We start from the raw sequence: 15,867 nt of genomic DNA on the forward strand, positions 1-15,867 counted from the left end.
AAAGAATAATATGAATGAAATAGATATCCTTTGTGTTGGTGAAGTTCTTGTGGATTTTATTGGGCATCAAGAAGGAGTACTTATTAATGAAACTAGAGATTATCATAGGTATTTAGGCGGTTCACCTACTAATGTTGCTATGAATTCAAAGCGATTAGGTTTGAATACCGTTATGGTTGCAACTGTTGGGAATGATGGTTTTGGATCCTATATCACGGAACGATTAACGAGTGTTGGTATAAATACAAACCATCTTAACGTCCTGGATGATAAATCGACTAGTGTGATTTTTGTTTCAAGATCCGAGGGGACACCAGATTTTATTCCGTACCGTTCAGCAGATTGTTGTATCTATGAAGAACAAATTTCAAAGGAAATACTATCCCGTACAAAGATATTCCATACCACTTGTTTCGCATTAAGTAAAAATCCGGCACAGAAGACTATCTTAAAGAAAGCACAAGAAGCACACGATTTAGGGTGTAAGCTAAGTATCGATGTTAACTATGCAAGAAAGCTGTGGAAAAGTCAAAAGAAGGCTTTTAAAGTAATCAAAGCCTATTGTCAGTTCAATCCATTAATAAAAATTAGTGAAGATGATATGTTGCGTCTTTTTGAGAAGGAACTTCCCCATGAAGAGATATTTGAATTTTTTCACCATCAGGGAGTAGATACTGTTTGCTTAACTTTAGGTAGCAAAGGGGTTAAATTATCCCAAAAAGGGAAAGAAATAATACAAATGCCAGCAATAAAAATTGACAAAGTTATGGACTCCACTGGGGCGGGTGATGCTTTTTGGTCCGGATTTTTATTTGCTCATATAAAAGAAAAATCAATTAATGAATGTTTGGATATCGCTTTAAAATTGGCGGCTTTAAAACTTCAAAATGTCGGACGATTACCGGATAACATCAATATCCTCTCTAAACTTTTATAAAATACGATGCAACAAAATAATAAAAAAATCAGTAATGGTGTAATGCTCAATGTTTATCCGGATAGTATTGGAGAAAAATTTAGTGACGCCATAGCCATGCTTAAAATGGCCGAGTTTAAAGAGGTATTTTCTTTCCTGTACGTCTTACCTACCTTTTTTAATAGTGATTTGGATAGAGGTTTTTCTATTATTGATTATGATATAAATAAAGATTTAGTAGATACAAAAGATTTAAAGGATTTGAATGAGCTACAGATAAAGCTGAAATTTGATATTGTGTTAAATCATCTTTCTGTAGCTTCCCCTCAGTTTAAAGACTTACTACAATATGGTAATGAATCTAAATTTAAAGATTTTTTTATCAATTGGAATGAGTTCTGGGAAGGGAACGGCGTGAAAAATGAAGATGGAATTGTAATCCCAAAACCAGAGTTTCTCCAAAAATTGTTCATGAGAAAATCGGGTTTGCCCATATTGAAAGTCCGTTTTCCGGATGGTACAGAACAACCTTATTGGAATACTTTTTATCAACAGATAACTTATAATCCGATTGATGTAGCAGATTTACAAAATGTAAAAGGATTAACAGAAAAGCAAAGTCTATTTGTAGTTGCCGCAATAAATACTGCAATTAAGGATAATCGGGATTTTTTGACTATTGATTTTGAAGACTGTACTCCTTTGAAATCAGAAATTTTACAAATTGTAGAACAAAAGCGTTCCTATTTAGGACAAATGGATGTCAATGCGGCATCGTCTTTGGTATGGGATTTTTATGAGGAGACACTAAAGAAATTAAATGGTTATGGTTGTAATATACTTCGATTAGACGCTTTTGCTTATTTGCATAAACAAGTAGGGGAATCTAATTTCTTTAATAAACCAGGGACTTGGGAATATCTTGAGCGTATTAAGAAAATAGCACAACAAAATAATTTGATGCTATTGCCAGAAATTCACGCAGAATATGGTTTGCATTTACATGATGAAGTCGCCAATGAAGGATATTACATCTATGACTTTTTCTTGCCTGGTTTAATGATACATACTATCGAAAATAAAACGAGTAAAGCTTTGTTGAGTTGGGCTAAGGAAATTATTGCTAAAGGATATAAAACAGTAAACATGCTTGGTTGTCATGATGGGATACCTGTTCTGGATTTGAAAGGTAAGGAGGTTAATGGTGTCTATAATAAAGGATTGTTAGAAGATGTTGAGATTGAAAGTATCATGAATAAAATTATGGAACGTGGTGGTCGTGTAAAGAATCTTTACGATCCTTCAGGAAATAAAATTTCGTATTATCAAATAAATGCTACATTTTTTAGTGCACTAGGTGAAGACGAACAAAAGTTGCTTCTTGCGAGAGCTATTCAAATGTTTATGCCGGGAATACCGCAGGTTTGGTATTTAGATATTTTTGCCGGTAAAAATAATTATGAAGCAGCAGATAATGGAGGTAGTGCAGGACATAAAGAAATTAATCGTACCACATTGACCATGCACGATGTAGACCAAGGGGTGAAAACGGAAGTTGTAAATAGGCAACTCGAAATCATGCGCTTAAGAAATAATTCGAATGCGTTTTCAGGTCAGGTAGAAATAAATGATACTGTTGACGCTGTTATAGATATCAAATGGGTAAATGGTACCACAATTACTCACCTAAAGGCAAACCTTCAAATCAATCGTTTTACAATTGACCATTCGGTAAATGGTATGAAAAGCACTATGAGTTTTTAAATTTTATACTGTAATCGAAAAATTAGGCCTGTCAAAATATCAAAATAAAGGTAGTGACGCCTAAAGGGATTTAAAAATCATAATTGTTCAAATGATTAAAAAATAAAACATGAAGAAAAGCACTGTAAAAATAGCCATGTATCTCAATTATTTTGTGTTTGCAATTCTGCTCAATAGTGTAGGGATTGTAATCCTTAAATCGCAGATAAATTATGGTGTTGATGAATTGCAAGCCAGTATCCTGGAGGCTTTCAAGGATTTACCTATCGCTATTGTTTCTTTTTTGGTTGCCTCTTTTTTACCTAGAATTGGCTATAAAAAAGCCATGCTTATCGGTCTTGGGTTGGTTGCTTTTGCTTGTGTCAGTATGTATTTTGGCAATTCATTCCAATCGGCAAAGTTACTTTTTGCAACGGTAGGTATTTCTTTTGCATTAATTAAAGTGTCTGTTTATTCATTAATAGGAACCGTTACCGAAAATCAAAAAGAGCATAATAGTTTGATGAGTAGCATTGAAGGGGTTTTTATGTTAGGGATTGCACTGGCATATTTTCTTTTTCCGGCGTTTAATTCGGATACTAATCCAGATGCCTGGTTGAATGTGTATTGGTTATTGGCGGCAATTTCATTGGTTTCATTTGGCTTTTTGTTTTTTACAAAATTTGAAAATCAAACAGAAATACCGGGCGTTAATTTGGCTGATGATTTTACGCAAATGTTCAAATTATTTGCTAAGCTTTTAACGATAGTCTTTGTGATTAGTGCTTTTCTCTTTGTGATGATTGAACAGGGAATCATGTCCTGGCTTCCTACATTCAACAGTAAAGTGCTGCATCTGCCGCAGAATATCAGCATTATGATGGCCAGTATTTTAGCTGTTACATTGGCAATAGGCAGGTTGTTAGCAGGGATTATTACTAAAAAAATAAACTGGATTTGGGTGTTGAGTTTTTGTATTGTGATGGCTATGCTCATCGTGATTTTTGTGCTTCCCAAAACAGTTGGATTAGAAGTAAAAGAAATCAACTCTCTTGGTGATATTCCAATAATAGGATTTGCTTTTCCACTTGTGGGACTTTTTATTGCACCTATATATCCACTTTTGAATTCTGTTGTTTTGAGTGCGCTGCCTCAAAAATTGCACAGTTCAATGACCGGTCTAATTGTTGTTTTCTCTGCTTTAGGAGGAACCCTTGGTTCCAGAATTATTGGCTATCTGTTTAAAAATGAAGGGCCTGAAAATGCATTTTATTATACTTTAATTCCGATGTCTTTGTTGCTCATTTCTTTCTTTATATTAAAAAAACTTACTTCTAAATCATGAAAATAATACTCAATATAGATAAAGTATTCCAAGAGCTTTTGCTTCAGGAGGATATTGATCAGGACAAACGAATTACAGTTGAAGATAAAGGTCCTAAAAAATTTCATCTTGCAAGTAACGGGCAGGAGATTGTTGTTGAGGGTACTTATTTTTTGTCTAATTTGTTGCAAGAGTTAATCCTGGCGGGAGAGCAAGGCAATGATTATATTGATACCGAAATGATATTTGAAAAACCTGCTGAGCGAATCTCCAGAATGATACGGGATTATTTTTGGGATGGTTTAACGAGGACGATGGATGAAAAAGGGCTGGAGAATATTTTGACTGATTCGAAATCTAAGGCTGAAAAAGCAATTGTTTACGTGCCTTTTACAGACCATTTTGCTTTTGAATATTATAAAAAATTAGCATCAAAATTTAATCTCAAAGTGGTGCAGTTACCCGAGAAAATAACGCCTGAGTATGTGAGAAGTATCAATGATGAAGGTGGAATATTGTCATTAGCGCTGGTTGAGCATAACGGTGAAATTTCAGGTTTGCCTTTTGTGGTTCCCGGGGGAAGATTTAATGAAATGTATGGATGGGACAGTTATTTTGAAAACATAGGTTTGTTGCTCGATGGGAAATTAGATTTGGCAAAAAGTATGGTGGATAATTTTGCCTATCAAATTGAACATTACGGAAAAATATTAAATGCCAATAGGTCATATTATCTAACCAGGACACAGCCTCCATTTTTTTCTAGCATGATTCGGGAGGTTTTTGAAAGCATGCCGGATAAAGATATAAATTGGTTGCAATCTAAACTTGAAATTGCCATTAAGGAATATGAAACGGTTTGGATGGAAAAAGGGAAAAGGTTGACGGATAACGGTCTCAATCGTTATTTTGCAGAAGGAATTGGTTTGCCACCTGAGACAGAACAAGGACATTATGATGATCTTTTGAAGCCCTATGCCCAAGCGGCCAATCTCTCTGTTGCAGATTATGAGAAAGAATATTACCAAAGGAAAATTATAAACAAAGAATTGGATGCTTACTTTGTACACGATAGAAGTGTTAGGGAAAGTGGCCATGATACCAGTTATCGTTTGGAAGCGATTTGCGCCTCATTAAACGTGGTTGAATTAAATGCGATGTTGTATAAATATGAAACAGATTTTGAAGAGTTAACTACAAAGTATTTCAAAGGGAGTTTCATGTATAACGGTTTTACCTATACACCTGAATATTGGAAGGAAAAGGCTGAGAAACGAAAACATCTGATGAACCGGTTTCTATGGAACGAGGACCTGAAATGTTTTGATGATTACAATTTTGAAACCCAAAAAAGCATTAATTTTCTTTCAGCTACCAGTTTTTTTCCATTATGGGCAGGGATTGCGACTGAAGAGCAAGCTGAAAAAATGGTAAGATATGCTTTGCCTAAACTAATTTGTTTGGGAGGAATTGCAGGTTGCGCTCCGGAAGCTTTGGCTCATATCGGAGCTGAACAAATGCAACGCCAATGGGATTATCCTAATGGATGGCCTCCACATCAAATCATAATTTGGAAAGGATTGTGCCATTATGGATACGATGATTTGGCTCAGGAATTAATCTACCGTTGGTTGTGGATGATTACCAAGAATGCCTGTGAATACAACGGAACCGTTCCTGAAAAGTATGACGTTGTGAGTGCTTCCCATAAAGTTTTTGCCGAATATGGCAATCAGGGAACTGATTTTGAATACATCACCCGGGAAGGATTTGGATGGATGAATGCCTCTTTTCAATATGGATTAAATCATTTAACCCCTAATTTGAGGGGGGAGTTGAATAAAATGACTTCTCCGGAGGATTTATTTTGACCATTTTTTTGAAACTTTATCGCTTGAGTACTGTTTTTTTTTATAAATTTATAGTTCTTAAAAATTCTCAATATGACTGTAAATCAAATATTAAGCACGAAAGGGAATAATGTATATTCAATTATTCCAACTATTAGCGTTTATGATGCTATTAAAGTAATGGGGGAGAAAAATGTTGGGGCAATACTCGTTATTGAAAATGACCAACTGAAAGGAATTCTGTCTGAGAGGGATTACGCCAGGAAAATTGTTCTTAAGGGGAAATCGTCTAAGAATACTTTGGTGGATGAAATAATGGTAAGTAAGGTAATTACCGTTAAGCCTACTGATGATTTAGATTATTGTATGGAATTGATGAGTTCTAATAGAATACGACATTTACCTGTTGTTGTTGATAATAAAGTCATTGGGCTTATCTCTATTGGGGATGTTGTAAAATCGATAATTGAAAAACAAAAAGAAACGATTCAGTTATTGGATTCTTATATCAATGGAACCCAGTCTTAGTTTTTGATATTAATTATATATAAAGATATTTTCCAGCCGCAATTTTTTGCGGCTTTTTTTATGGAATTAATTGTCGGTTTTTTATAAAAGAATTATGAAAATGTTAACTTTTTAAGTTAAGACTTCTATCTTTGTATATAAGATAAAACTGCTATTACAGTTACAGCTGTTTGGGAAAGGAAGATGGGTAATAGTAATTTTGAACAAAAAAACTTTATACAAAAAGTCTCAGATGATTGCACATTTACAAGGGAAGTTAGTTGAAAAATCGCCAACACAAGTCGTTATTGATTGTGGTGGAGTGGGTTATGATGTTCATATTTCATTACACACTTATTCTTTGCTTCCTAATTCTGATTTTATAAAAGTATTTACTTATCTTCAAATAAAGGAAGATGCGCATACTATATTTGGTTTTGTTGAGAAATCAGAAAGGGAGATTTTTAAATTACTGATTTCGGTTTCAGGTATTGGGGCAGGTATTGCAAGAACCATGTTGTCTTCATTGGATCCTAAACAAATTACTAATGCAATTGCATCAGGAGATGTGGGAACTATTCAGTCTATAAAAGGGATTGGGAGTAAAACGGCTCAAAGAGTAATTTTAGATCTTAAAGACAAGGTGTTGAAATTGTATGATTTGGATGAAGTTTCTATGTCACAAAGCAATACAAATAGAGATGAAGCGTTATCTGCATTAGAAGTTCTAGGATTTGTTAGGAAAGCTTCAGAAAAGGTCATAGAAAAAATTGTAAAAGAGAACCCGGACGCATCTGTAGAATCTATTATCAAACAAGCATTAAAAAGCTTATAAAGGCACAGTAAAAACCAATTGTATGCATAAAATCTGTATTTTTTTGGCGGTTTTATTATGTGGTTTTGTATCACTAGCTCAAGTAAATGAACCAGTTCAGGATACAACAAAAAGAGAATATTCATTAGGTAAAGTTCAAATAAAAGATCCTAAGAGTATTCTGTCTGCGTATACTTATGATCCAAAAACAGACAGGTATATCTATACCAGTTCTGTTAGTGGATTTTCAATTAAGTATCCTCTTATTTTGACTCCAAAAGAATATGAAAACTTAGTTTTAAAAGATTCTATGAGAGATTATTTTAAAAAGAAGTCAGATGCAATTGATGGTAAAAAAGAAGGAAGTGAAGCCAATAAAAAGGATTTATTGCCTAGATATTATGTGAAATCGGGTTTGTTTGAATCCATCTTTGGAAGTAACACCATAGACGTAAAACCTACGGGTTCTGTTGAAATGGATATGGGAGTAAGATATACAAAACAAGATAACCCTTCATTTTCACCAAGAAACAGATCTAATCTTGCTTTTGATTTTGACCAAAGAATCAGCATGAGTTTGATGGGGAAAGTGGGAACAAGATTAAATGTTAATGCTAATTATGACACACAATCAACTTTTGCTTTTCAGAATTTATTAAAGTTAGAATATACACCAACAGAAGACGATATTATTCAGAAAATTGAAGTTGGAAATGTCAGTATGCCATTAAATAGTTCGCTGATTAGAGGAGCACAGAGTTTATTTGGGGTTAAGGCACAATTGCAATTTGGTAAAACTACCGTTACTGGTGTTTACTCTGAACAGAAGTCACAAACAAAAACAGTAGTTTCTCAAGGTGGGGGAACCATACAGGATTTTGATATTTACGCATTAGATTATGATAACGACAGGCACTTTTTCCTGTCTCAGTATTTTAGAAACAGATATGATACTGCATTAAAAAACTATCCTTTTATAGATAGCAGGGTTCAAATAACCCGATTAGAAGTTTGGGTTACTAATAAACAAACACGTCTTAATACAACATCTAATAATCTTAGAAACGTTATAGCTCTTCAGGATTTAGGGGAATCGCAGTTGACAGGATTAGCTGATAATGAAGTGGTGGTTTTAGATCCTTCCACGGGAATGTTTAATAACCCTACTGATTCACCTTCGGATAACTCGAATAATAAATACGATCCGGAGCAAATCCAATCCGGTACAGGATTATTGAATTCTAATATTCGTGAAATTGCAACGGCAAGTTCCGGTTTTAACAGAACGGTGAGCGAAGGACAGGATTATTCGAAACTTGAAAATGCCCGTAAACTTACAACCAATGAATATACCTTTCATCCACAATTAGGATATATCTCTTTACAGCAAAGATTGTCAAACGATGAGATTTTGGCGGTAGCCTATGAATATACCGTCGGTGATCAGGTGTATCAGGTAGGGGAATTTGGAAATGATGGTGTCGATGCTACTCTTGTTACAGGAACCCCACAATCGACTCAGGCAGTTATTACACAGAGTTTGATTTTGAAGATGCTGAAAAGTAATTTAACCAATGTCAAAAATCCGGTTTGGAACCTGATGATGAAAAATATTTATCAGATTCCTGGTGCTTATCAAATAAAACAGGAAGATTTTAGATTTAATATTCTTTATACCGATCCGTCACCTTTAAATTATATTACTCCGGTAACTGGAAGTCCTTTCCCGTCAAATCCATTGCCAGAAAACAAAGTGGCCGAAACACCATTATTGAATGTCTTTAACTTAGATAAATTAAATTATAATAATGATCGTCAAATAGGCGGGGATGGTTTCTTTGACTTTGTTTCAGGATTAACAATGGATACCCAAAATGGACGTATTATTTTTACGACTAAGGAGCCATTTGGAGAATTGCTTTTTGATAAGTTAAATGACCCTAATAATCCTAAGAACTATGACGATCCGGTGGGTTATAATGATAATCAAAGGAAATATGTTTTTAGAAGTATGTATCGCAATACGCAATCGGGAGCATTACAGGATAGTGATAAGAATAAGTTCTTGTTGAGAGGAAGATATAAATCTTCTGCTGGAGACGGAATCCCTATTGGGGCTTATAATGTGCCTCAAGGTTCGGTTGTGGTAACTGCCGGAGGTAGGGTTTTAGTTGAAGGAGTAGATTACAGTGTAAATTATCAATTAGGAAGAGTTCAAATTTTAGATCCTTCGTTACAGGCATCTAATACGCCTATTAATGTTTCTCTTGAGAATAATTCCATTTTTGGTCAACAAACCCGAAGATTTATGGGAGTAAATGTCGAGCATAAGTTTTCGGATAATTTTACTTTAGGGGGAACCTTTTTGAAAATGACCGAAAAGCCATTTACACAAAAATCCAGTTATGGACAGGAGTCGGTTAATAATACCATTTTTGGATTCAATACAAATTTCTCTACCGAGGTTCCGTTTTTTACCCGATTAGTGAATATGCTTCCTAATATTGATACTGATGTGCCATCGAATTTATCAGTAAGGGGAGAAATAGCTTTCTTAAAGCCTGATACGCCAAAAGCAGATCAATTTAATGGAGAATCAACGCTTTATGTAGATGATTTTGAAGGTTCGCAATCTACTATCGATATGCGTTCAGCCTATGCCTGGAGTTTGGCATCAACACCAGAGGAGAATACTCATAGTACTTATAATTTTAATGCAAAATCGAATGATTTAACGTATGGTTTTAAAAGAGCCAAATTAGCCTGGTACACCATTGATCCTATTTTTTATGTTCAAAGACCATCAGGAATATCTACTGATGATATTTCGTTGAACTCAACCAGAAGGGTTTTTAGTGAAGAACTGTATCCGTTAACTGATATTGCACAAGGACAAACACAGGTAATTAATACCTTAGATTTGACCTATTTTCCATCCGAAAGAGGACCTTATAACAATAATTCTAGTTTTGGTTTAACTCCAAAAGATAATTTTGGGGGGATTATGCGCTCGCTGAGTTCTACTAATTTCGAACAAGGAAATGTGGAGTATATCCAGTTTTGGGTTTTAGATCCTTATGTAGGAAACGGTAAAGCTGATGGAACAAATACGGGTAAAATCTATTTTAACTTAGGGGAAATTTCGGAAGACATCCTGAAAGATGGTAGAAAACAATATGAAAACGGACTTGGACCTGATCAGGTAAAAGTAAATCCACAGCCAATTTGGGGAGATGTTCCGGCATCACAATCATTGGTGTATGCTTTTGATGCAGATACAAATAACAGAAAGAATCAGGATGTTGGATTGGATGGTTTGTCTAATAATGCAGAGGCAACTATTTATAATAATTTTGCTTCTGAACCAGACCCGGCAGCCGATGATTATACCTATTATCTTAATACTTCGGGAGGAGTAAAAGACCGCTATAAAAATTATAACGGAGTGGATGGTAACTCAGCTGTTGATATTAATGACCCTAATCGTGGTGCTTCGACTGTTCCGGATGTTGAAGATATTAACAGAGACAATACCATGAATACTATTAATGCTTATTATGAATACAGCGTTGATATGAAGCCGGGTATGCAAGTGGGACAAAATTATGTGACTGATGTTAGAGAAACTCAGGTAACCTTGCCTAATGGGGGGACAACTAATTCGAGATGGATTCAGTTTAAAATTCCGGTTTCACAACCTCAGAATACCATTGGGAATATTTCCGATTTTAGATCCATTCGTTTTATGCGAATGTTTATGACAGGATTTGAGGATGAAGTAACGGTGCGTTTTGGGGCTTTGGATTTAGTACGTGGTGAATGGAGAAGATATACAAACACATTAGATCCTAATGATACCAATGTGGATGATGATAACACAGAATTAGCCGTTACGGCAGTAAATGTTCAGGAGAATGATGAAAGATGTCCTGTTAATTATATCACTCCTCCAGGGGTTCAAAGAGAGCAGTTGTACAATAATAATACTTTGATTAATCAAAATGAACAATCGTTATCATTAAGAGTGGCTGGAGATGGTTTGGAGATTGCTGATTCCAGAGCGGTTTTTAAAAATGTGAGTGTAGACATGCGTCAGTTTAAAAAACTGAAGATGTTTTTACATGCCGAATCTTCAAAAGGAGAGATTCCATTAGAGGATAATCAGATGGTAGGTTTTATTCGATTTGGAAATGATTTTACTCAAAATTTCTATCAAATTGAGATTCCTTTAAAGGTAACCAAAACAACAGATGGTAATTGTAAATATACTGCTGAAGAGGTTTGGCCTGAAGCCAATGAAATCGATTTGTCTTTAGCTTTACTGACAAAATTAAAAATAGAAGCTATGGCGGTAGATGCCAGTACGCTGCCTTTGGATGGAATTTATTATAAAAATGAAGATGAGCTGGATGGTGGTTTAGCTAATAAAATCAATAAATTGAGATTAGGTATTAAAGGAAATCCAAATTTCGGGATGGTTCGTACCCTGATGGTGGGGATTAAAAGTAACGAAACGCACCAGGATCTTAAAGGGGAAGTTTGGTTTAATGAACTTCGTTTAGCTGAAATGGATAATCATGGTGGTATGGCGGCGGTGCTAAATGTAGATACAAACTTTGCCGATTTTGCAACCGTTTCTGCAACCGGAAAAATTAGTACTGTAGGTTTTGGTACTATTGAACAAGGTCCAAATGAAAGAAGTCGTGAGGATATCCAACAATATAATATTGTGACCAATTTGAACTTGGGCAAATTGTTGCCTAATAAATGGGGTGTTAATTTGCCTTTTAACTACAGTGTAGGAGAAGAGACTATAAAGCCGGAATATGATCCTTTTAATCAGGATATTAAATTAAAACAGCTTTTAAGTGAAACCGATGATGCCGACGAAAGAGCTAATTTAAGAAATCGTGCAATTGATTATACTAAGCGTACCAGTATTAATTTTATTGGAGTGAGAAAACAAAGAGGAGCAGAGCAAAAACCACACGTTTATGACCCTGAGAATTTTACTTTCTCCCAATCGTTTAATAAAGTAGAGCGACATGATTATGAAATTGAAGACTATCTTGACCAGCAAGCCAGTACTTCAGTTGATTATGCTTATACTTTCGATTCTAAAGCGGTGGAGCCTTTTAAGAAAACGAAGTTTATGAAGAAAAGTTCATATTGGAAGTTGTTGAGCGATTTTAACTTTAATTATTTGCCTTCTAATATTACGTTTAATACTAATATCAACAGACAGTACAATCGTCAGCAGTTTAGACAAGTGGATAATGTTCCTGGGCTTGAATTAGATCCATTGTACCGAAGAAATTTTGGATTTAATTACAATTATGGATTCAATTATAATTTGACTAAATCGTTGAAATTTAGTTATGCGGCTTCAACGAGCAATATTGTTAAGAATTATTTGGATCAAGACGATCAGCCTATAGCCGATTTCTCAATTTGGGATAGTTATTGGGATATTGGAGATCCAAATAGGCATACCCAGCAAATTATTTTGAATTATGATATTCCTATCAATAAGATACCGCTATTTAGTTTTGTAAAGGCGAATTATTCTTATACAGGAGATTATAGTTGGCAGAAATCGGCAAATGCCTTGTCTGAAATAGAAGTAGGTGGGTCAGCATATAATTTAGGGAATACTGTTCAAAATGCTCGTACCAATACTTTGAATGCCAGTTTTAATATGGATATGTTGTACAAATATTTAGGCTTGTCCAAAAAACCAAATGCAGTGGCAAAGACTCCCGCTGTAGCACCAAAACCAGGGCAAAAAATAACAAATGTAGCAGCTAAACCACAAGCGCAAAGCAACGAATTTGTAGATGGTTTGATGGGGGTTTTGACAAGTGTTAAGAATATTCAAATTAATTACACCGAAAACAGTGGTACTTTATTACCGGGATATACGCCTAGTATTGGATTCTTAGGTTCTTCCAGACCATCATTAGGATTTATTTTTGGTAGTCAGGATGATGTAAGATATGAAGCAGCCAAAAACGGTTGGTTGACTAATTACCAGGAATTCAGTCAAAATTATACTCAGGTTAGTAATAAAGTATTGAGAGCTACCGCTAATGTGGATTTATTCCCTGATTTGAAAATCGATTTGACAATGGATAGATCGCTTTCTTCAAATTATTCTGAGCAGTATGATGTGTCAGCCAATGGGACTTATAATTCGCGTTCTCCTTATAATTACGGAATGTTTTCTATTTCTACGGTGTTGATTAAAACAGCATTTTCTACCAGCAATGAAAATTCTTCAGCGGCTTTTGATGATTTTAGAACCAATAGGCTTTTGGTTGCTAACCGATTGGCAACAGATCATTACGGTGCTGTAGTGCCAAGATATGATGCTGCGGCTCTTCCGGCAGAAAATCCAAGTCTTCCTGAAACTGATTTGGCAAATCCTAATAACCCTGAGCGAAAAAGAATTATTAGTAATGATGGATATCCAATAGGTTTTGGAAAAAGTAATCAAGCCGTACTATTGCCGTCATTTATAGCGGCATACTCAGGAGCCGACGCTTCAAATGTATCGACGGGTATTTTTAGAAATTTCCCTATTCCTAACTGGACATTAAAATACAATGGATTGATGCGTTACGGATTGTTTAAAAAGAATTTCAAGCGATTTTCTTTGCAGCATAGTTATAGAGCGTCTTATACCATTAATCAGTATCGTTCTAATTTTAATTATGATGAAAATCCTTCAGGAACCGATGCCAGTGGCAATTTTTACAATAAAACAATTATGTCTAATGTGAATTTAGTGGAGCAATTTAGTCCGCTTGTTCGAATGGATTTTGAATTGAAAAATTCGTTAAAAGTGCTTACCGAAATTAAAAAAGACCGTGCTTTGTCAATGAGTTTTGATAATAATTTATTGACCGAAGTAAAAGGAGTTGAATACATAGTAGGTTTAGGCTATCGTTTTAAGAATGTAGTTTTTTCTTCAAGACTAGCCGATAATCCTACCGGAGTTATAAAAGGTGATATCAATGTCAAAGCCGATTTGTCGTATAGAAATAATCAAACCATAGTGCGTTATTTAGATTATGATAACAACCAATTGGCAGGTGGGCAAAATTTATGGTCTTTGAAAGTAACAGCTGATTATTCGTTCAGTAAAAATCTAACCGCTATTTTCTATTATGACCATTCGTTTTCTAAAGCAGTGATATCGACTTCGTTTCCTATAACTAATATTCGATCTGGATTTACACTTCGATATAATTTTGGGAATTAATTTCTTGAATCTCGATAAGATTTAATTCGAAGATTGTTACATTTGCCAAAAAAAACAATTATCATATATCAATTACTATTATTATGAGTATACCAGCAAATTTAAAGTACACTAAAGATCATGAATGGGTAAATTTAGAAGGAGATATTGCAACAGTAGGAATTACACATTTTGCTCAAAAAGAATTGGGTGATATTGTCTATGTTGAAGTGGAAACTTTAGATCAAACACTTGAAAAAGATGAAGTTTTTGGTACTGTTGAAGCAGTAAAAACAGTGTCTGATTTGTTTCTTCCTTTATCTGGAGAAATTATCGAATTCAATACTGGATTGGAAGATGCTCCTGAATTAGTAAATTCAGATCCTTATGGTGCTGGATGGATGATAAAAATTAAAGTTTCAGATTTAGCTGAATTTGATACTTTATTAACTGCTGAAGGCTACAAAGAACTTATTGGTGCTTAAGAAAATTTGTTTAGGAGCCGCTTTATCTTGGACAGGAATTATTTTGTATTTGTGTTTAATTAAGGCAAGTAATCTCCCTAGCGTAGATATTGTCTACCTTGATAAATTTGTTCATGCTTTTTTCCATTTTGTTTTTAGTCTATTGTGGTTTTTAGTACTTCGATTTTATTATAAAAATCAAAGTAGTACAAAGCTTTTAGGGATCGTTTTTTTTATCTCTTTATCTTTTGGGATTACAATAGAACTATTTCAGGCATTTTTTACTGTTTCCAGAAATGGAGATGTAATAGATGTTTTATCTAATACAACGGGTGCTTTATTAGCGATTTTAGTTCTTACGTTTTTAAATAAAAATAACTTTTTAAATAAAATACCAAAATAATTAAGAATCCTGCTTCGGCGGGATTTTTTATTGTTATTGCAAAAAGCAGGAATAACTTTGATAATAATTAACAATACATTAATAGCCAAAACTAATTTTGGAATGGTGTTTTGTTAGTTTTTAATTTCTAAATTTGCAGAGTGTTTAAGGAATTAAAGACTTTATATTTATAAATTTTTAAATAAAAAAAATATGGCATTAGCAATAACAGACGCTACTTTTGAAGAAGTAGTATTGAAATCAGATAAACCAGTTATGGTAGATTTTTGGGCAGCATGGTGTGGGCCTTGTAGAATGGTTGGTCCAATCATTGACGAATTAAGTTCTGAATACGACGGAAAAGTAGTAGTAGGAAAAGTTGATGTTGATGCAAACCAGGAATTTGCTGCAAAATACGGAGTGAGAAACATACCTACAGTGTTGGTTTTTCATAACGGAGAAGTCGTAGGAAAACAAGTAGGAGTTGCTCCGAAACAAACTTACGCAGATAGTTTAGACGCTTTGTTGTAATCGTAAGATTATGATTTATATGAAAAAAAGGTTTGGCGAGAGTCAAGCCTTTTTTTGTGGGATTAATTAAAACCGGCAGCTTTTTAAAAGCTG

At 34.5% G+C, this 15,867-nt stretch carries 10 protein-coding genes; all 10 read left to right on the forward strand.

Going from position 1 to position 15,867, the window contains the following annotated elements:
• Positions 1-10 precede the first annotated feature (10 nt).
• The 10 genes from EOD40_RS04540 to trxA all read left to right on the forward strand — a co-directional run bounded on the left by EOD40_RS04540 (position 11) and on the right by trxA (position 15,774).
• Positions 11-937, forward strand: a complete 927-nt coding sequence (locus EOD40_RS04540) for a carbohydrate kinase family protein (protein WP_128193711.1) — start codon at positions 11-13, stop codon at positions 935-937.
• Positions 938-943: 6 nt separating this feature from the next.
• Complete coding sequence (locus EOD40_RS04545; protein ID WP_128193712.1) at positions 944-2,680, forward strand: alpha-amylase family glycosyl hydrolase; 1,737 nt, start codon at positions 944-946, stop codon at positions 2,678-2,680.
• 109 nt (positions 2,681-2,789) lie between these two features.
• Positions 2,790-4,004, forward strand: coding sequence for an MFS transporter (locus EOD40_RS04550; RefSeq protein WP_128193713.1), 1,215 nt, complete (start codon positions 2,790-2,792; stop codon positions 4,002-4,004).
• Positions 4,001-5,854, forward strand: coding sequence for a trehalase family glycosidase (locus tag EOD40_RS04555; RefSeq protein WP_128193714.1), 1,854 nt, complete (start codon positions 4,001-4,003; stop codon positions 5,852-5,854). Before EOD40_RS04550 ends, EOD40_RS04555 begins: the two co-directional genes overlap by 4 nt.
• Before the next feature lie 72 nt (positions 5,855-5,926).
• Positions 5,927-6,361, forward strand: coding sequence for a CBS domain-containing protein (locus EOD40_RS04560; RefSeq protein WP_128193715.1), 435 nt, complete (start codon positions 5,927-5,929; stop codon positions 6,359-6,361).
• Positions 6,362-6,593: 232 nt separating this feature from the next.
• Positions 6,594-7,175, forward strand: coding sequence for a Holliday junction branch migration protein RuvA (ruvA, locus tag EOD40_RS04565; RefSeq protein WP_128193716.1), 582 nt, complete (start codon positions 6,594-6,596; stop codon positions 7,173-7,175).
• A gap of 22 nt (positions 7,176-7,197) precedes the next feature.
• Positions 7,198-14,418 carry a T9SS outer membrane translocon Sov/SprA gene (sov, locus tag EOD40_RS04570; RefSeq protein ID WP_128193717.1) on the forward strand — a complete coding sequence of 2,407 codons (7,221 nt, stop codon included), beginning with the start codon at positions 7,198-7,200 and terminating at the stop codon, positions 14,416-14,418.
• 83 nt (positions 14,419-14,501) lie between these two features.
• The gene (gcvH, locus tag EOD40_RS04575; RefSeq protein WP_128193718.1) at positions 14,502-14,882 is read left to right on the forward strand and encodes a glycine cleavage system protein GcvH; all 381 of its coding nucleotides are present in this window, start codon (positions 14,502-14,504) and stop codon (positions 14,880-14,882) included.
• Entirely contained in the window at positions 14,875-15,264 is a 390-nt protein-coding gene (locus tag EOD40_RS04580; RefSeq protein WP_164905447.1) for a VanZ family protein, read from the forward strand. Before gcvH ends, EOD40_RS04580 begins: the two co-directional genes overlap by 8 nt.
• Before the next feature lie 192 nt (positions 15,265-15,456).
• Positions 15,457-15,774 (forward strand): thioredoxin, encoded by a 318-nt coding sequence (trxA, locus tag EOD40_RS04585; RefSeq protein WP_128193720.1) that lies wholly within the window; start codon positions 15,457-15,459, stop codon positions 15,772-15,774.
• Positions 15,775-15,867: the final 93 nt, after the last annotated feature.

Origin of the sequence: Flavobacterium sufflavum, from assembly GCF_004016525.1 — a bacterium.
GTDB lineage: Bacteria > Bacteroidota > Bacteroidia > Flavobacteriales > Flavobacteriaceae > Flavobacterium > Flavobacterium sufflavum.